22 protein-coding genes are annotated in these 24,780 nt (G+C 60.4%); 12 read left to right on the forward strand and 10 right to left on the reverse strand.

The genetic code is table 11. The features are described from left to right. The first annotated feature begins 4 nt into the window (after nt 1-4). The 9 genes from murD to lpxC all read left to right on the forward strand — a co-directional run bounded on the left by murD (nt 5) and on the right by lpxC (nt 10,413). The gene (gene murD, locus MCB86_RS07965; RefSeq protein WP_345772239.1) at nt 5-1,348 is read left to right on the forward strand and encodes a UDP-N-acetylmuramoyl-L-alanine--D-glutamate ligase; all 1,344 of its coding nucleotides are present in this window, start codon (nt 5-7) and stop codon (nt 1,346-1,348) included. Beyond that, nucleotides 1,348-2,580 carry a putative lipid II flippase FtsW gene (ftsW, locus tag MCB86_RS07970; protein WP_045163462.1) on the forward strand — a complete coding sequence of 411 codons (1,233 nt, stop codon included), beginning with the start codon at nt 1,348-1,350 and terminating at the stop codon, nt 2,578-2,580. Before murD ends, ftsW begins: the two co-directional genes overlap by 1 nt. Then, complete coding sequence (gene murG / locus MCB86_RS07975; protein ID WP_239610532.1) at nt 2,570-3,640, forward strand: undecaprenyldiphospho-muramoylpentapeptide beta-N-acetylglucosaminyltransferase; 1,071 nt, start codon at nt 2,570-2,572, stop codon at nt 3,638-3,640. Before ftsW ends, murG begins: the two co-directional genes overlap by 11 nt. After that, nucleotides 3,633-5,093, forward strand: a complete 1,461-nt coding sequence (gene murC, locus MCB86_RS07980; protein ID WP_045163460.1) for a UDP-N-acetylmuramate--L-alanine ligase — start codon at nt 3,633-3,635, stop codon at nt 5,091-5,093. Before murG ends, murC begins: the two co-directional genes overlap by 8 nt. Next, nucleotides 5,090-6,034 (forward strand): D-alanine--D-alanine ligase, encoded by a 945-nt coding sequence (locus tag MCB86_RS07985; protein ID WP_045163459.1) that lies wholly within the window; start codon nt 5,090-5,092, stop codon nt 6,032-6,034. The genes murC and MCB86_RS07985 overlap by 4 nt, the downstream gene beginning before the upstream one ends. 3 nt (nt 6,035-6,037) lie before the next feature. Beyond that, nucleotides 6,038-6,895, forward strand: a complete 858-nt coding sequence (locus MCB86_RS07990; RefSeq protein ID WP_045163458.1) for a cell division protein FtsQ/DivIB — start codon at nt 6,038-6,040, stop codon at nt 6,893-6,895. Nucleotides 6,896-6,907: 12 nt separating this feature from the next. After that, nucleotides 6,908-8,155 (forward strand): cell division protein FtsA, encoded by a 1,248-nt coding sequence (gene ftsA / locus MCB86_RS07995; protein ID WP_045163457.1) that lies wholly within the window; start codon nt 6,908-6,910, stop codon nt 8,153-8,155. 47 nt (nt 8,156-8,202) lie between these two features. Next, nucleotides 8,203-9,390 (forward strand): cell division protein FtsZ, encoded by a 1,188-nt coding sequence (gene ftsZ, locus MCB86_RS08000; protein ID WP_045163456.1) that lies wholly within the window; start codon nt 8,203-8,205, stop codon nt 9,388-9,390. A 111-nt stretch (nt 9,391-9,501) separates the two neighbouring features. Next, nucleotides 9,502-10,413, forward strand: a complete 912-nt coding sequence (lpxC, locus tag MCB86_RS08005; protein WP_045163455.1) for a UDP-3-O-acyl-N-acetylglucosamine deacetylase — start codon at nt 9,502-9,504, stop codon at nt 10,411-10,413. An 86-nt stretch (nt 10,414-10,499) separates the two neighbouring features. On the opposite strand, the gene MCB86_RS08010 is transcribed toward lpxC, so the two are convergent. The 3 genes from MCB86_RS08010 to MCB86_RS08015 all read right to left on the reverse strand — a co-directional run bounded on the left by MCB86_RS08010 (nt 10,500) and on the right by MCB86_RS08015 (nt 11,690). Continuing rightward, on the reverse strand, nt 10,500-11,033 hold the full coding sequence (locus MCB86_RS08010) for a ferritin-like domain-containing protein (RefSeq protein ID WP_045163454.1): 534 nt from the start codon (nt 11,031-11,033) through the stop codon (nt 10,500-10,502). Between the two features lie 113 nt (nt 11,034-11,146). Further along, the gene (locus MCB86_RS22940) at nt 11,147-11,281 is read right to left on the reverse strand and encodes a hypothetical protein (RefSeq protein ID WP_268988830.1); all 135 of its coding nucleotides are present in this window, start codon (nt 11,279-11,281) and stop codon (nt 11,147-11,149) included. Nucleotides 11,282-11,291: 10 nt separating this feature from the next. Then, nucleotides 11,292-11,690 carry a Rho termination factor N-terminal domain-containing protein gene (locus MCB86_RS08015; protein WP_239610560.1) on the reverse strand — a complete coding sequence of 133 codons (399 nt, stop codon included), beginning with the start codon at nt 11,688-11,690 and terminating at the stop codon, nt 11,292-11,294. A 327-nt stretch (nt 11,691-12,017) separates the two neighbouring features. Between MCB86_RS08015 and rfbD the strand changes: the two genes are divergently transcribed. Continuing rightward, nucleotides 12,018-12,944 carry a dTDP-4-dehydrorhamnose reductase gene (gene rfbD, locus MCB86_RS08020; RefSeq protein ID WP_239610533.1) on the forward strand — a complete coding sequence of 309 codons (927 nt, stop codon included), beginning with the start codon at nt 12,018-12,020 and terminating at the stop codon, nt 12,942-12,944. Between the two features lie 138 nt (nt 12,945-13,082). Continuing rightward, nucleotides 13,083-13,982: an AEC family transporter gene (locus tag MCB86_RS08025; RefSeq protein WP_045163451.1), complete on the forward strand. Its 900-nt coding sequence runs from the start codon at nt 13,083-13,085 to the stop codon at nt 13,980-13,982. Nucleotides 13,983-13,986: 4 nt separating this feature from the next. Here the strand turns inward: MCB86_RS08025 and MCB86_RS08030 are convergent, their stop codons facing one another. Beyond that, nucleotides 13,987-14,742, reverse strand: a complete 756-nt coding sequence (locus MCB86_RS08030; RefSeq protein ID WP_045163450.1) for a VC0807 family protein — start codon at nt 14,740-14,742, stop codon at nt 13,987-13,989. An 88-nt stretch (nt 14,743-14,830) separates the two neighbouring features. After that, complete coding sequence (locus tag MCB86_RS08035; protein WP_045163449.1) at nt 14,831-15,781, reverse strand: YbhN family protein; 951 nt, start codon at nt 15,779-15,781, stop codon at nt 14,831-14,833. Nucleotides 15,782-15,984: 203 nt separating this feature from the next. Here MCB86_RS08035 and MCB86_RS08040 point away from each other — a divergent pair, with 203 nt between their 5' ends. Continuing rightward, nucleotides 15,985-17,241 (forward strand): cytochrome P450, encoded by a 1,257-nt coding sequence (locus MCB86_RS08040; protein WP_239610534.1) that lies wholly within the window; start codon nt 15,985-15,987, stop codon nt 17,239-17,241. A 44-nt stretch (nt 17,242-17,285) separates the two neighbouring features. On the opposite strand, the gene MCB86_RS08045 is transcribed toward MCB86_RS08040, so the two are convergent. The 5 genes from MCB86_RS08045 to dusB form a co-directional block, all read right to left on the reverse strand. Beyond that, nucleotides 17,286-20,078: a hybrid sensor histidine kinase/response regulator gene (locus MCB86_RS08045; protein ID WP_239610535.1), complete on the reverse strand. Its 2,793-nt coding sequence runs from the start codon at nt 20,076-20,078 to the stop codon at nt 17,286-17,288. A gap of 115 nt (nt 20,079-20,193) precedes the next feature. Beyond that, complete coding sequence (gene purD / locus MCB86_RS08050; RefSeq protein WP_239610536.1) at nt 20,194-21,483, reverse strand: phosphoribosylamine--glycine ligase; 1,290 nt, start codon at nt 21,481-21,483, stop codon at nt 20,194-20,196. 199 nt (nt 21,484-21,682) lie between these two features. Next, nucleotides 21,683-23,287, reverse strand: coding sequence for a bifunctional phosphoribosylaminoimidazolecarboxamide formyltransferase/IMP cyclohydrolase (purH, locus tag MCB86_RS08055; RefSeq protein ID WP_239610537.1), 1,605 nt, complete (start codon nt 23,285-23,287; stop codon nt 21,683-21,685). Nucleotides 23,288-23,371: 84 nt separating this feature from the next. Then, complete coding sequence (gene fis / locus MCB86_RS08060) at nt 23,372-23,692, reverse strand: DNA-binding transcriptional regulator Fis (protein ID WP_045163444.1); 321 nt, start codon at nt 23,690-23,692, stop codon at nt 23,372-23,374. Continuing rightward, complete coding sequence (gene dusB, locus MCB86_RS08065) at nt 23,689-24,702, reverse strand: tRNA dihydrouridine synthase DusB (protein WP_045163443.1); 1,014 nt, start codon at nt 24,700-24,702, stop codon at nt 23,689-23,691. The genes fis and dusB overlap by 4 nt, the downstream gene beginning before the upstream one ends. Nucleotides 24,703-24,780 lie beyond the last annotated feature (78 nt).

Consider the following 24,780-nt stretch of genomic DNA (forward strand, 5'->3'; position numbering starts at 1 on the left):
CAGAGTGCTCATCGCTTCCGATCAGTTCCGCATCGTCGTAGGTCTCGGCAAGAGCGGTATGTCCCTGGTTCGCTACCTGGCGAGCCGTGGGGTACCGTTTGCCGTTGCCGATACGCGCGCGAACCCGCCGGAGCTGGCCACTCTGCAGGCGCAATACCCGACCGTTGAAGTTCGTTGCGGCGAGCTCGATCCGCAGTTTCTCTGCCGGGCCAGCGAACTGTTGGTCAGTCCCGGGTTGCCGATCAGCACACCGGCTCTGCAGGTCGCCGCATCGAAAGGCGTGAAGCTGGCCGGTGATATCGAGTTGTTCGCCCGCGAAGCCAAGGCGCCGATCATCGCGATCACTGGTTCGAACGCGAAAAGTACGGTGACCAGCCTTGTCGGTGAAATGGCAGCAGCTGCCGGTCGCAAGGTGGCCGTGGGTGGCAATCTGGGCACGCCGGCATTGGATCTGCTCGATGATGACGTCGAACTTTACGTGCTCGAGATTTCTAGCTTCCAGCTGGAAACGACCGACCGCTTGAATGCTGAAGTCGCAACCTGCCTGAACGTCAGCGAAGATCACATGGATCGCTATGACGGATTGCCGGCCTATCACCAGGCCAAACACCGAATTTTCCGCGGTGCGCGGCAGGTTGTGATCAACCGCGACGATCGCCTCAGCCGTCCTCTGATTGCTGATGATGTCCCAGCATGGTCGTTCGGCCTAGGCAAGCCCGACTTCAAGGGCTTCGGGTTGTTCGAGGAGAACGGCGAAAAATACCTCGCCTTCCAGTTCGACGCGTTAATGCCAGTTAATCAGTTGAAGATTCGCGGCGCCCACAATCAGTCCAACGCCCTGGCGGCCTTGGCTTTGGGGCACGCGGTGGGGCTGCCGTTCGAGCCGATGCTCGCTACTCTCCGTAATTTCGCCGGGCTCGCCCATCGCTGCCAGTGGGTCGGTGAACGCAAGGGCGTCAGTTATTACGACGACTCCAAGGCGACCAACGTCGGTGCTGCGCTCGCCGCCATTGATGGCTTGGGTAGCGATATCGGCGGCGAGTTGGTCCTGATCGCTGGAGGCGACGGCAAAGGCGCCGATTTTTCGGCATTACACAGCGCGGTCGCGCGTCATTGCCGGGAAGTCGTGCTGCTGGGACGCGATGCCGATCAGCTCGCAGCGGCACTTGACGGGGCTGCGCCGATTCATCGTGTTCAGACCCTTCAGCAAGCCGTGCAACTGGCATCCAAGCTGGTACAACACGGTGATGCGGTGCTGCTTTCGCCGGCCTGCGCCAGCTTTGACATGTTCGAAAACTTCGAAGATCGCGGACGCCAGTTCGCCGCTGCGGTGGGGGCGCTCAGCTGATGCTCTCGTTCCTGCGCAACGCACCATCGCCGCTGTTCGGCCGTCGAGGTGTGGATCTTGATTTTCCGATGCTCGCCGGCTGCTTGGCTCTTCTGGGCTTGGGCCTGGTCATGATCACCTCGGCATCTTCCGAAGTCGCCGCTGTAAATACCGGCAACTCGATGTATCACATGGTCCGTCATCTGGTGTATCTGCTGCTTGGTCTGGTCGCAGCCGCTGCTGTGCTGCTGGTGCCGCTGTCAGCCTGGCAACGGCTGGATTGGATGCTACTGCTGGGCGCTTTCGCGCTACTGATCCTTGTATTGATTCCGGGCATCGGCCGCGAGGTCAACGGCTCCATGCGCTGGATCGGCTTCGGCGCCTTCAACGTGCAGCCTTCCGAGCTGGCCAAGCTCTTCGTCGTGGTTTACCTCGCCGGCTACCTTGTGCGCCGACAACAGGAAGTGCGCGAGAGTATGTGGGGCTTCCTCAAGCCGTTTCTGGTGTTGCTGCCGATGGCAATGCTGCTTCTGCTCGAGCCAGATTTCGGTGCGACCGTTGTGATGATGGGCGCGGCGGTGGCGATGCTCTTTCTCGGCGGGGTCGGTTTGATCCGGTTCAGCCTGTTGGTCCTGCTGGCTGTCGGCGCGGTATTCATTCTGGTGCAGACTCAGGAATACCGCCTGCAGCGGCTGATTACCTTCACCGATCCCTGGGCCGACCAGTACGGCTCCGGCTATCAATTGACCCAGGCCCTGATCGCGTTCGGCCGTGGCGAATGGCTGGGCGTCGGGCTGGGCAACAGCGTCCAGAAGCAGTTCTATCTGCCCGAAGCCCATACCGATTTCGTCTTTTCCGTCCTGGCCGAGGAGCTGGGTATGGTTGGGGCGCTCCTGACCGTTCTGCTGTTCGCCTTTGTGGGGGTGCGCGCCTTGTACATCGGGCTGGCGGCCGAGCGAGCACGGCAGTTCTTCGCGGCTTATATCGCCTGGGGTGTGGCGTTCCTCTGGCTCGGACAGTTTCTGATCAATGTCGGTGTGAACATCGGTTTGTTGCCGACCAAGGGGCTCACCTTGCCGTTCCTCAGCTATGGCGGCAGCTCGCTGGTTGTCACCTGCGCCAGCGTGGCGTTGCTGCTGCGCATCGAGTGGGAGAGCCGCACCGTACTGGGCAGCGAAGATGCTGAGTTCAGCGAAGATGATTTTGCCGAAGTGCCTGTGCTGAAGGGCAAGGAGGCCATCCATGGGCGCTAACGTGCTGATCATGGCTGGCGGGACTGGTGGACACGTGTTCCCGGCTCTGGCCTGCGCCCACGAATTCCAAAGTCGCGGCTACAGCGTGCACTGGCTGGGAACGTCTCGCGGCATCGAAAACGAAGTGGTTCCCGCAGCAGGTTTGCCGTTGCATCTGATTCAAGTGAGTGGTCTGCGCGGCAAAGGCTTGGTTTCTCTACTCAAGGCGCCGTTCCAGCTGCTGCGTTCGCTCGGTCAGGCACGGCGCATCATGCGCGATATCAAGCCGGTCTGCGTGCTGGGGCTCGGTGGTTACGTGACCGGTCCCGGTGGCCTGGCAGCGAAGCTTGCCGGGGTGCCGCTGATCATCCATGAGCAGAACGCCGTCGCTGGAACCGCCAACCGTAGCCTGGTGCCTTTTGCGCAGCGGGTCTGCGAGGCTTTCCCGAATACCTTCAGCGAGAGCGCCAAGCGGCGTACGACCGGCAATCCGGTGCGTCACGAGCTGTTTCTCGAAACGCCCAGGCAGACGCTGCTCGGCCGTAGGCCTCGGCTGTTGGTGCTGGGGGGCAGCCTGGGTGCCGAACCCTTGAACAAGCTACTGCCGGAAGCGCTCGGCCAGATGCCAGAGGAGTTGCGTCCCGAAGTGTTCCATCAGGCCGGCAAGCAGCACGCCGATCTCACACAGGAGCGCTATGTCGCTGCGGGGATCGAGGCCGAAGTTGCCCCCTTCATCAAGGACATGGCACGTGCCTACGCCTGGGCCGATCTGGTGATCTGCCGCGCTGGCGCCCTGACCGTATGTGAACTGGCGGCGGCCGGATTGCCGGCTTTTCTGGTGCCGCTGCCGCATGCGATCGACGATCACCAGACCCGCAACGCCGAGTACCTGGCGAAGGAGGGCGCAGCCGTTCTTCTCCCCCAAGCAAAAACCGATGCTGCCGTGCTGGCCGCGCAGCTGACCGAGGTAATGATGCAGCCGGAAAAACTCAAAGCCATGGGAGCCACGGCACGTCGCCTGGCTCGACCGGATGCCACCCGCACTGTCGTCGATATCTGCCTGGAGGTGGCGCATGGCTAAGTCCCCAGCAGCGGTCAAGGCTGAAGTCCGGCGCATGCGCCGTATTCGCCGGATTCATTTCGTCGGGGTTGGCGGCGTCGGCATGTGCGGTATCGCCGAAGTGCTGCTCAACCTTGGATATGATGTCTCAGGTTCTGATCTGAAAGCCTCCGCGAGCACTGAGCGCCTGCAGAATTTCGGTGCGCAGATCTTTATCGGCCATCAGGCCGGCAACGTAGCCGGGGCTGATGTACTGGTGGTCTCCAGTGCGGTAAACGCGGCCAATCCCGAGGTAGCGTTCGCCCTTGAGCAGCGGGTTCCTGTGGTGCCTCGCGCCGAGATGCTCGCCGAATTGATGCGCTATCGTCACGGCATCGCTGTCGCCGGCACCCACGGCAAAACCACGACCACCAGCCTGCTGGCTTCGGTGTTCGCCGCCGGCGGGCTGGATCCGACGTTCGTCATTGGCGGTCGTCTGACCGCAGCGGGTACCAATGCCCAGCTTGGCACCAGCCGCTACCTGATTGCCGAAGCCGATGAGAGCGACGCCAGCTTCTTGCATCTACAGCCGATGGTCGCGGTCGTGACCAACATCGATGCCGACCACATGAGCACCTACGGCGGTGACTTCGGCAAGCTGAAGCGGACCTTTGTCGAATTCCTGCACAACTTGCCGTTCTACGGACTGGCTGTGCTTTGCGTGGATGATCCGGTGGTGCGCGAGATCATTCCTCAGGTGGGTCGACCCATCACCACCTACGGTACCCGTGAAGATGCTGACGTACGGGCCATCAATATCCGCCAGGAAGGGATGCGCACCTACTTCACCGTACTGCGCGATGGTTTCGATGCGCTCGATGTCTCGGTCAACATGCCAGGCAACCACAACGTGCTCAATGCCCTTGCCACCATCGCCATCGCAACCGATGAAGGCATCGACGACGAGGCCATCGTTCAAGGGTTGTCGCAGTTTGGTGGCGTCGGCCGGCGCTTCCAGGTTTATGGCGAGCTGCCGGTGGACGGCGGCAGCGTGATGCTGGTCGATGACTATGGCCATCACCCGCGTGAAGTGGCTGCCGTGATCCAGGCGGTTCGTGGCGGTTGGCCCGAGCGCCGACTGGTCATGGTCTATCAACCCCATCGCTTTAGCCGGACCCGCGATCTGTACGACGACTTCGTGCAAGTGCTGAACGACGCCAACGTGCTGCTGCTGATGGAGGTTTATCCTGCCGGCGAAGAGCCCATTCCGGGCGCCGACAGTCGTCATCTGGCGCACAGCATCCGTCAGCGCGGGCAACTCGACCCGATCTATATCGAGCGGGGTATCGAGCTCGCCCCGTTGGTCAAACCGCTGTTGCGCCCGGGCGACATCCTGCTTTGCCAGGGCGCTGGCGATATCGGCGGATTGGCCCCCCAACTCATCAAAAGCCCCCTGTTTGCTGGCGATACAAGCGCCACGAGGAAAAGCGAATGACTGCCCTGCAATCGACTCGTGATCCCCAGGCATTCGGCCGGGTTGCCGTGCTCTTCGGCGGCAAGAGCGCCGAGCGCGAGGTGTCCTTGAAATCTGGCGCCGCGGTGCTAGCTGCGTTGCAGGCTGCGGGCGTCGATGCGTTCGGCATCGATGTCGGTGAAGACCTGCTGACGCGCCTGAGCAGTGAGCACATCGACCGTGCATTCATCGTACTGCACGGGCGCGGCGGTGAGGACGGCAGCATGCAGGGCCTGCTCGAATGCGCCGGGATTCCCTATACCGGTAGCGGCATCCTCGCCTCGGCGCTGGCCATGGACAAACTGCGTACCAAGCAGGTTTGGCAGAGCCTCGGCCTGCCCACGCCGCGGCATGCCGTGCTGGCGAGCGAGGCTGATTGCCAAGCCGCAGCAGAAACGCTGGGCTTTCCATTGATCGTAAAGCCGGCGCATGAAGGCTCCAGCATCGGTATGGCGAAGGTTGGCGGCATCGCTGAGCTGATCGCTGCCTGGCGCGCAGCGAGTGCCTACGATGCTCAGGTGCTGGTCGAGCAATGGATCCAGGGGCCTGAATTTACCATCGCCACGCTGCGCGGCGCAGTACTTCCACCGATTGGTCTGGGCACCCCTCACACCTTCTACGACTACGACGCCAAGTACGTGGCCAACGATACCCAGTACCGCATTCCCTGCGGTTTGGACGTGGTCAAAGAGCAGGAACTCAAAGATCTCTCCGCGCGTGCCTGCGAAGCCGTAGGGGTCCAGGGCTGGGCCCGTGTCGATGTCATGCAGGACAGTGCCGGCGCTTTCTGGCTGCTGGAAGTGAACACCGTGCCGGGGATGACCGATCACAGCCTGGTGCCGATGGCGGCGCGTGCTGCGGGGCTGGATTTCCAGCAGCTGGTGCTGGCCATTCTTGATGCCAGCCTGACGGTAGGGAACTGAGCCATGATCACCACGCTGCGTCACTCGCAACCCACCACCGGCCGTGCGTCACGCAAGCCGGCGCAGCGGGGCGCGAGCCGCCTGGTGCAACGTGAGCCGCTTTCGGCGCGCTTGCCACGGCCCAGCCTGAGTTCCTTCAAGCGTGTCCTGTGGCCGGTATTGCTGGTGACCCTGGTCGTGGGGCTTTACGAGCTGGGTCAGCGTCTCGCGCCCTATGCTGATCGGCCGATCGCCAAGGTCAGTGTTCGGGGCGAACTGACCTATGTCGATCAGCAGGCTGTGCAGGCGCGCATGGCACCGTTCGTCGAGGCCAGTTTCTTCAAGGTTGATCTCGACGCATTGCGTCACGACCTTGAGCAGATGCCGTGGATTGCCCATGTCGAGGTGCGTCGGATTTGGCCGGATGAGGTCCTGGTGCGTCTCGACGAACAGCTACCGGTCGCTCGCTGGGGCGATGAGTCATTGTTGAACAACAATGGCCAGGCCTTTGCGCCCAATGATCTGACTCAGTATGAACACTTGCCGCAATTGCATGGTCCGAAGCGGGCCCAGCAGCGGGTCATGCAGCAGTACCAGATGCTCAGCCAGATGCTGCGGCCGCTCGGTTTTTCCATCGCTCGCCTGGAGTTGCGAGCACGAGGCAGCTGGTTCGTGACGACCAAGCAGGGCGTCGAGCTGTTGCTGGGAAGAGACCAGATAATCGAAAAAATGCGGCGCTTCACTGCCATTTACCAGCAAGAGCTGGCGCAGGAGAGCGACAGAATTGCGCGGATCGACCTCCGCTACGCCAACGGCCTGGCTGTGGCATGGCGCGAGCCGAGTCCGACCACGACGGATGAACCCGTCGTTGCGAAGAATTGAGGAATGAAACACATGTCTAGCGTGCAAAGCGGCAAGATGATCGTCGGTCTCGATATCGGCACCTCCAAGGTGGTGGCGCTGGTGGGCGAAGTGACGCCGGACGGCGAGCTCGAGATCGTCGGGATCGGCACCCATCCATCGCGCGGGTTGAAGAAAGGCGTGGTGGTCAATATCGAATCGACCGTTCAGTCGATCCAGCGCGCTGTCGAGGAAGCCCAGCTGATGGCAGGCTGTCGTATCCATTCCGCGTTCGTCGGTCTGGCTGGCAATCACATACGCAGCCTCAATTCTCACGGAATCGTTGCCATCCGCGACCGCGAAGTAAGCAGCGCCGACCTCGAACGCGTGCTGGACGCCGCGCAAGCCGTGGCCATCCCGGCGGACCAACGGGTGCTACACACTCTGCCGCAGGATTATGTGATCGATAACCAGGAAGGCGTTCGCGAGCCGCTGGGCATGTCCGGCGTGCGTTTGGAAGCCAAGGTTCATGTGGTGACCTGCGCCGTCAATGCGGCACAGAACATCGAGAAATGCGTGCGTCGCTGTGGGCTCGAAGTGGATGACATCATCCTCGAGCAATTGGCCTCGGCGCATGCCGTGCTGACCGACGACGAGAAGGAGCTGGGCGTCTGCCTGGTGGATATCGGCGGCGGCACCACCGACATCTGCATCTTCACCGAAGGCGCGATCCGGCATACCGCGGTCATCCCAATCGCCGGTGACCAGGTCACCAATGACATCGCCATGGCGCTGCGTACGCCGACGCAGTACGCCGAGGAAATCAAGATCCGTTATGCCTGCGCACTGGCGAAGCTGGCCGGGCCAGGCGAAACCATCAAGGTACCGAGCGTCGGTGATCGTCCGCCTCGGGAACTCTCGCGCCAGGCACTAGCCGAAGTCGTGGAACCGCGTTACGACGAGCTCTTCACACTGATCCAGGCTGAACTGCGTCGCAGCGGTTACGAGGATCTGGTCCCGGCAGGGATCGTTCTCACCGGCGGCACAGCGAAGATGGAAGGTGCCGTCGAGCTGGCCGAGGAAATCTTTCACATGCCGGTGCGCCTGGGCGTACCGCACAGCGTCAATGGACTCACCGATGTAGTCCGCAACCCCATCTATTCAACGGGCGTGGGCCTGTTGCTGTACGGGATGCGTAAGCAGACCGATGGCGTCTCCATGTCCGGTCTCGGCCATTTCGCCGAAGAACCCAAAACATCTGTCGTGGACCGGCTCAAGAGCTGGATCCAGGGCAATTTCTGAGCAGTGCGGCTGTACCTAAAACTAGAAAGCTGGAAGGAGAGAGGGAAATGTTCGAACTCGTAGATCATACCCCGCAAAGTGCAGTGATCAAGGTCATTGGCGTAGGCGGAGGCGGCGGCAATGCCGTCAATCACATGGTGCGCAACAACGTTGAAGGTGTGGAATTCATCTGCGCCAACACCGATGCCCAGGCGCTGAAGAAAATCGAAGCGCGAACCGTGCTGCAGTTGGGTTCCGCCATTACCAAGGGTTTGGGTGCAGGCACCAATCCCGACATCGGTCGTCAGGCCGCGATGGATGACCGCGAGCGCATCGCCGAGGTGCTGCAGGGCGCCGATATGGTGTTCATCACCACTGGCATGGGTGGCGGCACCGGCACCGGCGCCGCGCCGGTCATCGCTTCGGTTGCCAAGGAAATGGGCATTCTCACCGTTGCAGTCGTGACCCGTCCGTTCCCGTTCGAAGGCCGTCGTCGCATGCAGGTCGCCGACGAAGGCATCCGCCAGCTGTCGGAGTGCGTCGACTCGCTGATCACTATCCCCAACGAGAAGCTACTGACCATCCTGGGCAAGGACGCGAGCCTGCTGGCCGCCTTCGCCAAGGCGGACGACGTGCTCACCGGTGCTGTACGCGGCATCTCCGACATCATGCAGCGCCCCGGCCTGATGAACGTCGATTTTGCCGACGTGAAGACCGTTATGGGCGAGATGGGCATGGCCATGATGGGCACCGGCTGCGCAACCGGACCCAATCGCGCTCGCGAAGCGACCGAGGCGGCGATTCGCAACCCGCTGCTGGAAGACGTCAACCTTCAGGGCGCCCGCGGCATCCTCGTCAATATTACCGCCGGTCTGGATTTGTCCCTCGGTGAGTACGCTGCGGTGGGCGAGATCATCGAAGCCTTCGCGTCCGACGAGGCGACCGTCAAGGTCGGTGCCGTTATCGATCCGGATATGCTCGACGAGTTGCACGTTACCGTGGTCGCGACTGGCCTTGGTCCGCGCAACGAAAAGCCGGTCAAGGTCGTCGACAACACGTTGCAGACCGCTGCCGTAGCCCCTCAGGCCGCGCCGGCGCCGCGTCAGGATCAAGCAGCGGTGAACTACCGTGATCTGGATCGCCCGACCGTCATGCGCAATCAGGCTCATGCAGCGGCCACGGCGGCGAAAATGAACCCACAGGAGGACCTGGACTATCTCGATATTCCGGCTTTCCTGCGTCGTCAGGCTGATTGATTGAATGCATCAGCAGTATTGGGGTGATTGGTATTCAGCAAACAGGGGTTCTGCTATGATCGCCACCTTTGTTGGAAACCATTCGCAACAGCGCAATAGCGAAACCAAGCCATGATCAGACAACGCACCTTAAAGAACATCATTCGCGCCACTGGCGTCGGCCTGCATTCGGGGGAGAAGGTATACCTGACCCTGAAGCCGGCACCCGTGGACACCGGAATCGTGTTCTGTCGCACCGATCTCAACCCGCCGGTACAAATCGCCGCCCGGGCCGAGAACGTTGGCGAAACGACCATGTCGACAACGCTGGTCAGCGGCGAGGTCAAGGTCGACACGGTGGAGCATTTGCTGTCGGCGATGGCTGGACTTGGCATTGACAATGCTTATGTCGAGCTTTCAGCGTCGGAAGTGCCGATCATGGACGGTAGCGCTGGCCCCTTCGTATTCTTGATTCAATCGGCCGGCCTGCAGGAGCAGGACGCCCCCAAGAAGTTCATCCGTATCATTCGCGAAGTCTCGGTGGAGGATGGCGACAAGCGCGCTACGTTCCTGCCGTTCGAAGGCTTCAAGGTGAGTTTCGAGATCGATTTCGACCATCCGGTATTCCGTGGTCGCACCCAGACCGCCAGTGTGGACTTCTCCAGTACTTCCTTCGTCAAGGAAGTCAGCCGTGCGCGAACCTTCGGCTTCATGCGCGACATCGAATTCCTCCGCTCGCACAACCTGGCCTTGGGTGGCAGTGTCGAAAATGCGATCGTGGTCGATGAAGACCATGTGCTTAACGAAGACGGTCTGCGGTATGAGGACGAATTCGTGAAGCACAAGATTCTCGATGCAATCGGTGATCTCTACTTGTTGGGTACCAGCTTGATCGGCGAATTCCGCGGCTTTAAATCCGGACATGCATTGAACAATCGTTTGCTACGCGCCTTGATGGAACAGAAGGACGCGTGGGAAATGGTCACGTTCACTGACTCCCAGACCGCACCGATCTCCTACATGCGCCCGGCAGCTGCCGGCTGAGCAGTACTCTCTTTCCTTTTTAAGGCCACCCCAGGGTGGCCTTTTTTTATCCAGTGTCCGCCGCGCTTGTGAACATGTCGAAGCGCTCAGTTCATGCCATCGAGCAGGCTGGCCATATCGTCGGCGTGCTCTTCTTCCTGGGCGAGGATATCTTCGAAGATCCGTCGCGTGGTTGGATCCTTGTCGCCAAGGTATTGAACGATTTCACGATAGCTGTCGATGGCGATGCGCTCGGAAACCAGATTTTCAAAGACCATGTCGCGTAGGCCGTTGCCCTCGGCATATTGAGCATGCGCGCGCTCGGATAGGCTGTCCGGGTTGAAGTCCGGTGCGCCGCCTAGCTGCACGATGCGTTCGGCGAGCCGGTCGGCATGCTCCTGCTCTTCATTGGCGTGCTCGAGAAACTCATCGGCGGCAACGCTTGATTTCAGGCCGGTGGCCATATAGTAGTGGCGTTTGTAGCGCAGGTAGCAGACCAGCTCAGTGGCCAGTGCCTCGTTGAGCAGATTGATCACGGTGTCGCGATCAGCCGAGTAGCTTTCAGTCACCGCACCATTTTCGACATGCTGGCGGGCGCGCTCGCGCAGAGTCTGTTTGTCGCTCAGTTGAACGTAGCTCATCACGGTCTCCTTAAAATATATAGGTAGTTATTGTCCAGCCACGCTGGTCGTTGCGCCTGGCGGCGTCTCGCTGGACCTAGAGCTCTATCCAATAGGAGTGGAGGTGGAGAGTTTTAGCCAGCCTCGCTTTTCTCCGGGCGCTCCGGCTTGCCGGGTTCTTCGATGGGAACCGGCTCGCCAGGTTCCTTGCGCTCGGGTTCGGGAATCGGACTTGGCGTTCCGTCATCCCCTGGATCAGGATCTTGCATAGGAATTCCTTCAGCTGAGCGCCTTGATTAGCTCGTCCTTGCGCATTTTCGAACGACCGTGAACGTCACGCTCACGCGCTTTTTGCATCAGCTCGTCGCGGGTGAGGTCGGCGAGCGAAGTGCTGCCTGAGCGGTTACTGCGTGCCGAGCCTTTGTTCGGTGACTCGCCGGAACGAGCTTTAGCTGCCCGATGCGCCGAATCCTTGCGGTCGGCACGCTTGGTTGTCTCGCTTTTCTTTTGGCCAGAACCTCCCTTGCGCTCGCCACCGCCTGATTGCTTGTTGACCGTGGCCCAGGCTCGGGCTTCGGCTTCTTTCTCCGATACCCCACGCTCCTCATAGCTCTCTTCGATATGTTCGGCTTTGCGTTGCTGTTTGTCGGTGTATTTGGACTTTTCACCTCTGGGCATGATGGCTTTCCTCGTGCCGGTAGAACGATGCGGGCCCGCAAGATCTCGCGCCGAGATGTTCTGCGCGACGACGCCTGTCCTGTTTGGTCCTCGTAGCAGGCCCTGAGTTTCACCCGTGCTAGCATTGCGCGTTTTGATCGCCACTGATGATGTCCGGCCCGCCAATAATTCTTAGTTTCACTTTGGCGGAACAAAATTCGTTTATGCTGGCCTGAACGAAGCATGGACCGCGCTATCTCGGTAGTTCTGGCGCGATTCACTGTGTTGAATCTGTTTTACAATCCATGCTTGCCGTTACCGATAAGCTTTGAATGAGGCGATAACCAGATGCGAATCCTTGTATGCGGAGCCGGTGGCCAGGTTGGTCACGAGTTGGTAGACCGTGCTCATGCGTATGGTCTCGAGGCGCTTGGCATGACTCGTGCGCAACTGGACATCACCGATGCTGATCAGATTGCGGGCGTTGTCGACCAGCTCAAGCCGGGGTTGATCATCAACGCGGCTGCCTACACCCACGTGGACAACGCCGAGACACACAGCGAGCAGGCTTACGCGGTCAACCGTGACGGTGCCGCGAGGCTTGCTGAAGCCGCCCGGCGACTCGCTATTCCCTTGCTGCATATTTCCACCGATTACGTGTTTTCCGGCGAAGCCCGTGAGCCTTATCGCGAAGAAGATCAGGTCTCACCAACAGGCGTTTACGGCGCCAGCAAGCTGGCAGGCGAAGCCGCCATCCAGGCTGTGTTGAATGAACATTTGATCCTGCGGACCAGTTGGGTATATGGCGCGCATGGCCACAACTTTGTCAAAACGATGCTGCGCCTGGCGCACCAACGCGACTCGCTCTCGGTCGTCGCTGATCAGTTTGGTTGTCCTACACAGGCCGGCGGTATTGCGGATGTACTACTGCAACTGGCCCAACGTTATTCACGGGAAGGCACGCTTGCTTGGGGGCTTTATCACTACAGCGGCCGATCACCTTGCACGTGGTTCGATTTCGCGGTGGAGATTTTTCGTCAGGCTGAGGCCAAAGGCATGCTGGCCAAGCAGCCGCAGGTGTCCTCGATCACGACGGCACAGTACCCGACACCCGCGCGCCGACCCGCGTGGTCGGTGCTCGACTGCGGCAAGTTCGAAGCTACCTTCGGTATCGATACGCACGATTGGCGTGACGATCTGTCGGTTGTGCTCGATGTACTGGCGGCAGGAGAGACAGGTACCGCCGCTGGCACCGTGCAGCATTTTCAAGCCTGACTGGCTGAGGCCCTAAGGCCGATTGGCCTATGGCGCGATGGTCGCGCGCTATTGGGTGATCTGGATTGCGACTCGGAGTATTCTTTGCGGCCTTTTTTCGGGGCGGCATGATGTCGCGCCGGTTGCTGGAGAAGCCGCGTGGTCGTGTTCCAGGCAATTCTGCCGATCTTTGGCTTGATCATGCTCGGCTACCTGCTGGGCTGGCGACGCTGGCTCGCTGGCGAAGCGGCGACCGGGCTTGCCAATATCACCTTCAAACTTTTCATGCCGGCGGTCCTGTTCTCCGGTATCGCTCGGGCGCAGCTGAGCGACGGGATGTCGCCCATGCTGTTGCTGGGATATTTCGGGCCAGTGCTGGCCATCTTCGTACTCGTAGGGCTAGTTGCACACCGCCTGCTCGGGCGCGCATCACCGCTTGGACTGACGGCAGCCTACTCCAATAACGTGCTGGTCGGGATCCCACTGGTGACTACGCTGCTCGGGTCGGAAAGCCTGGTGTACGTGTTTGCCATTTTGGTGTTCCATAGCCTGATTTTGTTTTCACTGCAAAGCTTCTACAACGCTTTCGGCTCAGGTCAGAAAGTCAATGGCGCTGCGCTGCTGAAAAATCTTGCCAACCCGCTTATCGTGGGCCTCTCATTGGGCGCCTTGCTGAGCGTCTCGGGCCTCGAGTTGCCGCAACCGTTGTGGCGCGTGGCTGACTGGCTGGCCCAGGCGGCCTTGCCCTGTGCATTGATCGTGCTGGGCATCAGTCTGTCACGTTATCGCCTGCGCCCCAGCGGTACGGCATTGGCGCTCACCCTGGTCAAGTTAGGCCTGTTTCCGTTACTGGTGTGGTATCTGGGAGGACTGTTGCCCGGTCTGAACCACGAGGCGCGCAGCGTGCTGGTGCTGCTCGCGGCCTGCCCAAGTGGGGTCAATGTATTGGCCTTCGTGATCAATCAGGAAGATACCCGCGCGGTCAGCTCGACCGTGTTTCTCTCGACCCTGCTCGCGGCGATCAGCCTGCCATTGTGGATGCTGCTGATGTCGAGGTGAGCGGTCAGATATCTTTGTCAGGCCGATCGGCATGCGTATGGGCTGCGATGATGTCCTCGAGGCGCAGTCCGGTCAGACCATGGATGGTACGCCAGAGGTAGTAGAAGATGGCCATCATCATCGCCATACTCGGGATCGCGATCATCGGATAGCTGAGCAAGGTCATGCGTCCGAGCTCGGCATTGAACGCCTCGCTACCGGCCGGGCTGTTTACGATCCATTTGGCCAGCACGTAGTTCATGAAGGACGAAAAGAAAAAAGTGCCGCTAAGAAAGTAGGTGGCACGCAGCAGCCGTGTTTCGAAGTGAGCGGTCTGCCCGTTGCGTTCGAGCTGTTCGTGAACTTTCTCGACGTTGAGCACCTTGGGGTTGTAAAGCAGCGTGCGGATCAATGGAAAGCGAGTTCGGGTCGACGCTAACACGACGATGCCGATGACGCCGGGAATCATCGCCTCCTTGATGGCCAGCCATTGAGGGTCGAGCTGTAGCAGGCCGATGCCTCCGGTCAGCAGCACGCTGACCAGGCCCAGGAGCGCGATCCAGTTGAACTTGCGGTATTTCGCCAGCTCGAACAACCCCCAGCCGAGCGGAAAGGCCAGCGCCAGCAAGAGAGCACCGTCTGCGCCGAGACGATGTTCGCCGCTCAGTTTCATCAGAATCAATGACGGAATGACGATGCTTATAGCCAGGTCGATCAAGGGCCGAGGTTTGTGCTCGGCCGGCTGCTCGGGGCCGGGTGGGTTGGTACGGGTATCGGTCATGTGCTCGGTTTCGTTTCGGAAGAGGCCGAATGATCGCTCGGCAACGCACGCATAGCCATAGTGCAATGGTGGTGTTCGCGACAGCAGGTTATTGACCGACGGTAGCTTTGCGCCGTCGCTGCGACCATTGCGTCGTTTCGAATATCGCTACCACCATAATCGCAAGGGCAAATGGCACCAACAAGTAGAACGCCCTGAATACGATCAGCGCCGCCAGTACATCCGCGGTGGGCAGTTCCGGCAGGGCGGCGAGAAACGTCACCTCGAGCACGCCGAGCCCTCCAGGTGCGTGGGATAGCAACGCGAGCGAGAAGGAACCGAGAAACACCCCGAACACTACCAGGTAACCGGGGTTCTGCGCCTCGGGAAGGGCGAAGTAGATTATGGCAGCAGCGCAGGCGAGCTCCAGCGGTGCGGCGATCAACTGGCGACCGACGATTGGCAGGCGCGGATAAGTGATTCGCCACTTGCCTATGTGCATCGGCGCGAAGTGTCGCCAGGCGCCAATCACATAAAGGCCAACCAGGCACAACAGCGACGCGCCAATCGAGGTCGATAGCCATGGATCGGCCTCGATGAGCCTGTTCAGCAAGTCCGGCCGTAGGATCAATACAATCCCGCCCGCAATCAGAATGCCGAGGAGAAACGTCAGCGAACAGAACACGATCAGCACGCCGATTTCGTGGGGCGTAAGCCCTTTACTGCGGTACGCGCGGTAGCGCACGACCGCACCGGAAAACACCGATGCCCCTACGTTGTGCGCCAGGGCGTAGGTGGTGAACGAGCAGAGCGTGATGAACCACCATGAGATGCTCTTGCCGAGATGAGCGATGGCGATTCGGTCGTACCAGGCTAATGCACTGTAGGCGCCAAGTGTTGCAAGTCCTGCCAGCAGCCAGTTGCGATGACTGATGGCCTCAAGGCTGTCGGTGAGTTCAGCCAGCGAAAGATTACGTATCTCCTGATAGAGCAAATAGCCGGAAAGCAGTACCGCCATGATGCCGACAAGAGTCCAGGCGACATCGCTCCTCTTCATCATTGCATGGGCTCCTTGGCGACGGCATTTGCCTCGAAGCGAAGGTTCGGACAATTGGATGAAACACCCGTCGCGGAATAATTCGGCCGGTCTTTTATCGGCAGCGGACCGCGCGATTTGTTCATTCTCTTTCAATTGCGGGGCGCAAGGGCACCTGGGCAACGGTATGAGGTCCACCGACAAATCCAATCCATAGAGGTGTACTTATGCCGGATATCCCGCGCGACTCACAGGCGGAAAGTTCGCTGTCGTTGCTTGGCGAAGGTTACTCGTTCATTTCCAGCCGCTGCCAGCGGCTCGGATCGGACCTGTTCCAGGTTCGTCTACTGATGCAGAACACCATATGTATGCGAGGCGAGGAGGCGGCGAAACTGTTCTATGACGAGCAGCTTTTTCAACGTGAGCGCGCAGCGCCACGCATGCTGCAGAAAACGCTGTTCGGCCAGGGTGGCGTGCAGGGGCTAGATGACCAGGCTCATCGGCATCGCAAGCAGCTTTTCCTCTCGCTACTGACCGAGGCGGCGGTGGCCGATCTGGTGCGGCTGAGCGAGGCCAATTGGCAGGCAGCCATCGAGACTTGGCAACAGTGTGATCGCGTGGTGCTCATGCCCGAGGTGCAGGCGATTTTCACGCATGCTGCGTGCGACTGGGCAGGGGTGCCACTTGCGCAAGGCGAGCTAACGCATCGTCGTGATCAACTGGCTGCAATGATAGATGGGGCCGGTGGAGTCGGTGCGCGTCATTGGCGTGCGCGCAAGGCCCGTAAGGAGGCCGAAAGCTGGATGATTGATCTGGTCAGCCGTGTGCGCGCCGGAACGCTGGTGGTTGATGAGACCCGGCCGCTGGCAGTGGTCGCTCGGTACCTCGATCTTGACGGGGTGGCGCTGGAAGAGCGGGTCGCTGCAGTGGAAATGCTCAATCTCCTGCGTCCGATCGTGGCGGTGACACGATTCGTCATCTATGCGGCGCTGGAACTACTGGCACACCCTCAATGGCGTCAACGGCTTCAGCAAGAAAACGCTGCGCTGGAGCTCTTTGCACAGGAAGTCCGGCGGCTTCACGCCTTCTTCCCCTTCACGGCGGCGCGTGTGCGGAGGGATTTCGAATGGAAGGGCTACCATTTTCCGAAAGGCACGCGGGTGTTGCTGGATCTCTACGGTACCAATCGAGACGCACGACTCTGGGCGCAACCCGAGGCATTTCAACCCGAGCGCTTCGCCAATTGGGATGGCGGTGCATTCAATTTCATTACTCAGGGTGGCGGCGATGCCGCGAACGGGCATCGTTGCCCTGGGGAGCCTCTGGCAATCGCGTTGCTGACGAGTGCGCTGCGCATGCTGACCCGTCGAATGAGTTATGCGGTACCTGCTCAGGACTTGCGCCTGGATGCCTCACGAATGCCTGAGCAACCGGAAAGCCTGCTGATCATCAGCGACGTCCGGTCCATACCGTCGGGCAACTAGGGTTGCAATCATGAAGCGGCGCGCGTGGTTAGCGTTGGTACGGACTATCGATCTGCTGTCGCCTCCCTGATGCGGACCCAGTGCTCGATCAGCTCGCGCAACTGGGACATCTCGACAGGTTTGGCCATGTGACCGTCCATCCCTGCATCGCGGGCACGCTCACGGTGTTCGCTGAGAATATGGGCGGTAAGAGCCACCACTGGCGTTCGCGGCCGGCCCTCGGACGCCTCCCAGGCACGTAGCCGCGCGGTGGCCTCGAAGCCGTCCATGATCGGCATTTCGCAATCCATCAGCACCAGATCATAGGGTTGCTCCTTGATCGCTGCGAGTGCCTCTTCTCCATTGCTGGCCGTATCCGGATTGAGGTTGAGCTTGCTCAACATGCCTCGAATGACCTTGGTGGAAATACTGTTGTCCTCTGCGACCAGGATGCGGAAGTCGTCCGGCACGGAAAGTGGCGTGCTGGCTTGGGTCGTCGCGGATCGCGCGATGGCGCTGGTGCGACGAGCCAGCTCATCCGCCAGGGTGGTTTTCAAAGTATAGCCGGCAACGGGTTTGGCCAGGATGCGCTTGATCCCGGCGTTACGCGCGATGATCTTGCTCGGCGCGTTGCTCATGCCGGTCAGCATGATCAGTAGAATGTCATGATTGAGGCTGAAGTCTTCCTTGATTCTGCTCGCCAGTTGCATGCCGGTCATGCCGGGCATGTCCTGATCGAGCAGGACCACGTCGAAATATTCGCGCAGATGCGCCTTGGTGCGCAGAAGCGCCAGCGCCTCCTTGCCCGAGGCCACCGCACTGACTTCGAATCCCCAGCTGCTGCACTGCTGACTGAGCACCTTTCGGCAGGTATCGTTGTCATCGACTACCAAGAGCCGCGAGCCTTTCAGCTGATTGTCCAGATCGCTGCCGGGTTGCTCCGAAATGTCTGCGCCCAACGGCAGGCTGATCCATAACGTATTGCCGGCGATGCCACCGGTCTGGATGCCGAACTCGCCATCCATCAGGTGGACAAGCTGTCTGGCGATAATCAAGCCGAGGCGGCCACCGTGGCGGGTCGCGGCAAGGAAGTCGCGGCTATCCAGGGCGGCATTGAGCAGGGCATCGCGTTCTTGTGTTTCCAGCGGTCGTCCGCTGTCCTGTACGGTGATACGCAGCCGCGGCGCCTCCTCATGACCATCCACCGCCGCTATCAACAGCACCTCGCCTTCTTCGGTCTGCTTGAAGGCATTTTCCAACAGGTTCAGCAGGGCCTGGCGCAAGCGGGTTGGGTCGCCTTCAACGACGTGCGGCATCTGCGGCTGGACGAAGCTGATCAGCTCGACTTTCTGCTGCTCGGCCTTGGCGCGGAAGATGCTCAGGCAGTCTTCGATCAATGCGTTGAGGTCGAATTGCACGTCGTCCAGTTCGATCTGCCCGGACTCCAGTTTAGAGATGTCGAGAATCTCGTTGATCAGGTTGAGCAATTCGTTGCCGGAGCTATGAATCGTCTGCACATAGTCGCGCTGCTTGGCCGACAGCGAGGTGCTGAGCAATAGCTCGCTCATGCCGAGTACCCCGTTCATCGGGGTACGAATTTCATGGCTGATCTTTGCCAGGAAATCCGCCTTGGTCCGTAGCTCGGCACTGGTGACCGCTTCGGCAGTGTGCTGATTGCGGCTGTCCGATTGGATCTGACGCTGCCGCTCGAGCAGTGCGAAGCTGAGAATCAATCCGGAGCACGTGGCCACGCTGAACATGATGCCGGTCAGCCAATCCGGATCGAATTGATTGAAACCCAGCAGGATCGGCAGAACGAAGACGAAGCCGCCATTGAACAACAGCATCCCGGCGACGAGCAGGCGGGCTGGGTCATAGCGCTGCCGCCAATGGTGGATAGCCACCGCGGTGACGCTGACGGCGGTGGCCAGCACCATGGCGTAGATCAGCCAGCTGAACCAGAGCTGACCGGTAAGCAGTATGGTCGCCGCCAACGCGCTGACGAGACCCGCTTGCAATGCGAGCAGCCAGGTAATCCAGGGTGTCCTGCGATGATGAAAGAAGCCGAACGTGAAGGCCAGCAGCGAAAGACTGGTCGCCAATGCCGCGATGTCGGCAATCAGGGGTTGGCTGTAGATCAGTTTCGGCGACCACACCGCCAGCAGTCCGAGGTTCGCCACGGCACAGGTCAGCAGCGCCCCGTGCAGCAGGGCGAGCCACACATGGCAGTAATTGAAGGTATAGGCGAAGCGCAGCAGGTTGTAGATCATCAGCAAGGCGAGGGCGCCGAACAGCGCCCCGAACAGGTAGGCCGGGCGCGTCTGCTTGACCAGCCCAATCTCATCTACCGTGTGGAACCAGGCCATGATTGGGTGTGACGACTGCAACCGGATATAGGCTTCGCGAGGCACGTTGTCGTTGGGCAGGGAAAACAGGTACGCGCGGGTAGGCAAGGGGCGGGATTCCAGCGGCCGCAACTCGCCGGTTTCCACATGGCGCTCGACCTGGCCGTCACGTAGTAGATAAAAATCGAGATATTGCACGCGTGGGGCAAAAATCCACAGCCAGTTCGGCTGGGCGAAGGCGGGCAAACTCACCTGTAGCCAGACGGCGTTGTCGCTCGCCGGAGCGGCGTACGAGCGTTGGTCGATTCGCTGGAACAGAGTGCGTTGTTCCAGGATTTCCGCAAGGGTGAGCCGGTTTGATTGGTCGATGAGCAATCGCCAGTTGGGCTCTGTCCCCTGCGTGGCGTCAATGACTGCCGAAGGCGAGGATGGCTCGGTGATCGCAGCGGATGCGTTCAACGCAGCCAGTAATAGACTGAAGGTAAAAGCAATGGCGACCCAGAGTCGACGCACGATTGAAGTCCCTTCATCTGTGTGACGATGGATTATAGCCATCGCAAAGAGCCCCGGTAATGTGCGCAACGAAAGATAAGCTCGACCGTTGCGCACATTGCGGCGATCTTCTCGCTCAGCTCTCGCCTTGTTCGCGCGCAATGGCACGATATCCGATGTCGTGGCGATAGAAGTGGCCGTCCCACTCAATGCGAGCGGCCAACGCATAGGCATTCTGCTGGGCTGCTGACACGGTGTCGCCCATGGCAGTTGCGCAGAGCACGCGGCCGCCGGAGGTGGTGACCGCTCCGTCTTTCAGAGCCGTACCAGCATGGAAGACCTTGCCTTGCAACTGGGCGGCGGATTCAAGGCCGCGAATCGCTGCGCCTTTGCCGTAGTAACCAGGATAGCCACCTGCGGCAAGTACGACGCCCAGGCTCGGGCGCGGATCCCACTGCGCTTCAATCTTGTCCAGCGCCTTGGCCAGCGCTGCTTCGACCAGCAGCACCAGGCTGGATTGCAGGCGCAACATGATCGGCTGGGTTTCAGGATCACCGAAGCGACAATTGAACTCGATTACCTTGGGCGCGCCATGGCGGTCGATCATCAGGCCTGCATAGAGAAAGCCCGTGTAGACATTGCCCTCTGCCGCCATGCCCTTGACGGTTGGCCAGATGACCTCGTCCATGACGCGCTGATGAATCTCATCGGTAACCACCGGCGCCGGAGAATAGGCGCCCATGCCGCCAGTGTTCGGGCCGGTATCGCCGTCCCCTACGCGTTTGTGGTCCTGGCTGGTGGCCATTGGCAGCACATTGGCGCCGTCGACCATGACGATAAAGCTGGCTTCCTCGCCGTCGAGGAATTCTTCGATTACCACCCGTGCACCCGCATCGCCAAAGGCATTGCCGGAGAGCATATCGCGCACGGCGTCCTCGGCTTCTGCCAGCGTCATGGCGACGATCACACCTTTGCCAGCCGCCAGGCCGTCGGCCTTGATCACGATCGGCGCGCCTTTCTCCTGGAGATAGGCGAGAGCCGGTTCGATCTTGGTGAAGTTCTGGTAGTCCGCCGTGGGAATCTTGTGGCGGGCCAGAAAATCTTTGGTGAAGGCCTTGGAACCTTCCAGCTGCGCGGCAGCGGCGGTCGGCCCGAAGCAGTCGAGACCGCGTGCGCGGAACAGGTCGACCACGCCTTTGACCAGCGGGGCTTCGGGGCCGACGATCGTCAGTTGTACGTTTTGCTCGGCGAAGTCTGCCAGCTGTTCGATGGCAAGCACGTCGATGGCGACGTTTTCGCACTTCGCTTCGGTTGCGGTGCCGGCATTACCCGGGGCAACGAAAACTTTCTCGACGCGTGGATCCTGTGCAACTTTCCACGCCAGCGCATGCTCCCGGCCGCCGCTGCCGATGATCAGTACGTTCATTTCTCTCTCCCAATGGAGGCGGGCCGGTAGCCCGCTTGGTGGATAAGCGAAGCGTTATCCACCCTACGAATACCGAGGTCGCGATCGGGCTGGTAGATGCAAGGCGCCCGATTCTTCACCCAGCGGAGTTGCCTTCTGGCAATGAGCATGGGGGAAGAGTCGGGCAACGCCGCAGATGCCTGTCCGAGTGCGGCCGATTTTAGTGCCTAAAGTGGCGCATGCCGGTGAATACCATGGCAATGCCGGCTTCGTCTGCAGCGGCGATCACTTCGGCGTCGCGCATCGAACCGCCGGGCTGGATCACCGCGGTGATGCCGGCCTTGGCAGCGTTGTCGATGCCATCGCGGAAGGGGAAAAAGGCATCGCTGGCCATCACCGCGCCCGGAACCGGCAGCCCGGCATGCTCAGCTTTGATCGCGGCAATACGGGCGGAGTTGATACGGCTCATCTGGCCAGCACCAACGCCTACGGTCTGACGGTTCTTGGCATAAACGATAGCGTTGGATTTGACGAACTTGGCTACTTTCCAGGCGAAGATCAGATCATGAATTTCCTGCTCGCTGGGTGTGCGCTTGGTCACGACCTTGAGGTCGGCTTCGCTGATCATTCCGATGTCTCGGCTCTGTACCAACAGCCCACCATTGACGCGCTTGAAGTCCCAGCCAGGCGCACGCTCCGCTGGCCATTGGCCGCATGCAAGCAAACGTATATTCGCTTTGCTCGCGACCACGTCGCGGGCCTCGGCAGAAATGCTCGGTGCGATGATCACCTCGACGAACTGACGCTCGACGATGGCCTTGGCTGTTTCACCGTCCAGCTCTCGGTTGAACGCGATGATGCCGCCGAAAGCCGATTCGCTGTCGGTGGCGTAGGCCAGTTCGTAAGCTTGGCGAATGCCGCCTTCGTCGTCCGGTACCACGGCAACGCCGCAGGGATTGGCGTGCTTGACGATGACACAGGCCGGCTTGACGAAACTCTTCACGCATTCCAGGGCGGCGTCGGTGTCGGCGACGTTGTTGAAGGACAGCTCCTTGCCCTGCAACTGGCGGGCCGTGGCGACACAGGCTTCATCGGCCGTTTCGACGTAGAACGCCGCGATTTGATGCGGATTCTCCCCATAGCGCATGTCCTGCGCCTTGACGAACTGGGTGGTGAAAGTGCGCGGCAGGAGACTACGGCCTTCGGTGGAAAGCGTTTCGGCGCTTTGGTCGACGGTGCCCAGGTAGTTGGCAATCATGCCGTCGTAGGATGCGGTGTGCTCGAAGGCCTTGAGCGCCAGGTCGAAGCGCTGGGCATAGGTCAGGCCGCCGCTCTGCAGGTTCTCGATGACATTGGCGTAGTCATCGGCATTGACCACGATGGCGACGTCCTTGTGGTTCTTCGCGGCGCTGCGCACCATGGTCGGCCCGCCAATGTCGATGTTCTCGATGGCATCTGGCAGGGAGCAACCAGGCTTGGCGACGGTAGCAGCGAAGGGGTAGAGATTGACTGCGACCAGGTCGATGGGGTTGATGCCATGCTCGGCCATGACCGCCCCGTCCATATCGCGCCGGCCAAGAATTCCGCCGTGGATTTTGGGGTGCAGGGTCTTCACCCGGCCATCCATCATTTCCGGGAAGCCGGTGTAGTCGGCGACTTCTACCGCAGCGATGTCGTTCTCACGCAGCAGCTTGTAGGTGCCGCCGGTGGACAGGATCTCGACGCCGAGCGCGACGAGCTCGCGGGCGAATTCAACGACGCCGGTCTTGTCGGACACGCTGATCAGCGCGCGGCGGACGGGGAGGCGAGTGCTTTGGTCGGTCATAGACATTTCCTAGGAGCTACAGGCTGCTGCGGGAAGCCCCAGGTGGAACGGCTTGCTACCGTTCCTTCGGAGCTTGCCGCTGTGTCAGAGAAGATCGTACTGCTTGAGTTTCTTGCGCAGGGTGCCGCGGTTCAGGCCCAGCAGCTCGGAGGCTTTGGTCTGGTTGCCTTTTACGTAATTCATCACGGTTTCGAGCAGCGGCGCCTCTACTTCGGAAAGCACCAGGTTGTAAACGTCCGTGACGTCTGCGCCTTCGAGGTGGGCGAAATAGTTGTGCAACGCCTTTTCCACACTACCGCGCAGGGTCTGGCCTGCTTCGCTCGGTGTGTTGAGGTGTTGCTTAAGGTTCACGTTGTCGCTCACGGATGATGTTCCAGTTACCAGTGTTTCGTTCAACAGCGTCATGCAGCCACCCCTTTTCCATCCCCTGAATCAGGGCCTGTTCGGCGTTCGGCCAGAAATGCCCGAACACTGGCGCATTGCGCGTCCCTGTCTTCCAAACCATTGAACCGGCCACGGTATTCGCGCGCGCCGGGTTGTGTTGCGAGGTACCAACTGACGTGCTTGCGCGCGATCCGCACGCCCATGACCTCGCCGTAGAACGTGTGAAGCGCACCCAGGTGCTCCAGCAGGATGCTTTCGACTTCGGCCAGATCCGGCGGAGCCAACAGCTCTCCGGTGGCGAGGTAGTGATTGATCTCGCGGAATATCCAGGGCCGCCCCTGGGCCGCACGACCAATCAGCAGTGCGTCGGCACCTGTGGCTTTAAGAACCTGACTTGCCTTAAAGGGTGTATCGATATCGCCATTGGCGAACACCGGAATCGATACCGCCTGTTTGATCGCCGCGATGGTGTCGTATTCCGCGTCGCCCGTATAAAGATCGGCACGTGTACGGCCATGCACCGCCAACGCTGCGATTCCGCATTGCTCGGCGATCTTTGCCACCGTAAGTCCATTCTTGTTTTGCCTGTCCCACCCGGTGCGGATCTTCAGCGTCACCGGTACATCAACCGCTTCGACCACGGCCTCGAGTATCTCGCGGACCAGTCGCTCATCTTTCATCAGCGCCGATCCAGCGGCCTTGTTGCAGACCTTCTTCGCTGGGCATCCCATGTTGATGTCGATGATCTGCGCACCCAGCTCGACGTTACGAACGGCAGCCTCGGCCAGCATCTGAGGATCACCCCCGGCGATCTGCACCGACCGCGGCTCAGGATCGCCCTCGTGCAGCAAGCGTAGACGCGACTTGCGACTGTTCCACAGGCGTACATCACTGGTCACCATTTCCGAAACCACCATGCCGGCACCGAGGCGTCGGCACAACTGGCGGAACGGCTGATCGGTCACGCCAGCCATGGGCGCTAGTATCAACCGATTTGGAAGGGTGTAGGGGCCGATGCGTACCGCTGACATGAAGATTCCCTGCTTGGAGCCTGCTTGTTAGGTCGATCGGGACAGCAAAAAAGGGTGTGCATAATACCCGCTCCGGAT

This window comes from Pseudomonas sp. KSR10, assembly GCF_022355455.1.
GTDB classification, from domain to species: Bacteria; Pseudomonadota; Gammaproteobacteria; order Pseudomonadales; family Pseudomonadaceae; genus Stutzerimonas; species Stutzerimonas stutzeri_E.

Excerpts from the sequence above, each read along its gene's own strand:
- purD (WP_239610536.1), bottom strand. The coding sequence starts at position 21,483 with ATGAACGTACTGATCATCGGCAGCGGCGGCCGGGAGCATGCGCTGGCG.
- MCB86_RS08015 (WP_239610560.1), bottom strand. The coding sequence starts at position 11,690 with ATGCCCAGAGGTGAAAAGTCCAAATACACCGACAAACAGCAACGCAAA.
- MCB86_RS08035 (WP_045163449.1), bottom strand. The coding sequence starts at position 15,781 with ATGATGAAGAGGAGCGATGTCGCCTGGACTCTTGTCGGCATCATGGCG.
- rfbD (WP_239610533.1), top strand. The coding sequence starts at position 12,018 with ATGCGAATCCTTGTATGCGGAGCCGGTGGCCAGGTTGGTCACGAGTTG.
- ftsZ (WP_045163456.1), top strand. The coding sequence starts at position 8,203 with ATGTTCGAACTCGTAGATCATACCCCGCAAAGTGCAGTGATCAAGGTC.
- fis (WP_045163444.1), bottom strand. The coding sequence starts at position 23,692 with ATGACGCTGTTGAACGAAACACTGGTAACTGGAACATCATCCGTGAGC.
- MCB86_RS08030 (WP_045163450.1), bottom strand. The coding sequence starts at position 14,742 with ATGACCGATACCCGTACCAACCCACCCGGCCCCGAGCAGCCGGCCGAG.
- purH (WP_239610537.1), bottom strand. The coding sequence starts at position 23,287 with ATGACCGACCAAAGCACTCGCCTCCCCGTCCGCCGCGCGCTGATCAGC.
- dusB (WP_045163443.1), bottom strand. The coding sequence starts at position 24,702 with ATGTCAGCGGTACGCATCGGCCCCTACACCCTTCCAAATCGGTTGATA.
- ftsW (WP_045163462.1), top strand. The coding sequence starts at position 1,348 with ATGCTCTCGTTCCTGCGCAACGCACCATCGCCGCTGTTCGGCCGTCGA.
- ftsA (WP_045163457.1), top strand. The coding sequence starts at position 6,908 with ATGTCTAGCGTGCAAAGCGGCAAGATGATCGTCGGTCTCGATATCGGC.
- MCB86_RS07990 (WP_045163458.1), top strand. The coding sequence starts at position 6,038 with ATGATCACCACGCTGCGTCACTCGCAACCCACCACCGGCCGTGCGTCA.
- MCB86_RS08010 (WP_045163454.1), bottom strand. The coding sequence starts at position 11,033 with ATGAGCTACGTTCAACTGAGCGACAAACAGACTCTGCGCGAGCGCGCC.
- murC (WP_045163460.1), top strand. The coding sequence starts at position 3,633 with ATGGCTAAGTCCCCAGCAGCGGTCAAGGCTGAAGTCCGGCGCATGCGC.
- MCB86_RS08040 (WP_239610534.1), top strand. The coding sequence starts at position 15,985 with ATGCCGGATATCCCGCGCGACTCACAGGCGGAAAGTTCGCTGTCGTTG.
- murG (WP_239610532.1), top strand. The coding sequence starts at position 2,570 with ATGGGCGCTAACGTGCTGATCATGGCTGGCGGGACTGGTGGACACGTG.
- MCB86_RS07985 (WP_045163459.1), top strand. The coding sequence starts at position 5,090 with ATGACTGCCCTGCAATCGACTCGTGATCCCCAGGCATTCGGCCGGGTT.
- lpxC (WP_045163455.1), top strand. The coding sequence starts at position 9,502 with ATGATCAGACAACGCACCTTAAAGAACATCATTCGCGCCACTGGCGTC.
- MCB86_RS22940 (WP_268988830.1), bottom strand. The coding sequence starts at position 11,281 with ATGCAAGATCCTGATCCAGGGGATGACGGAACGCCAAGTCCGATTCCC.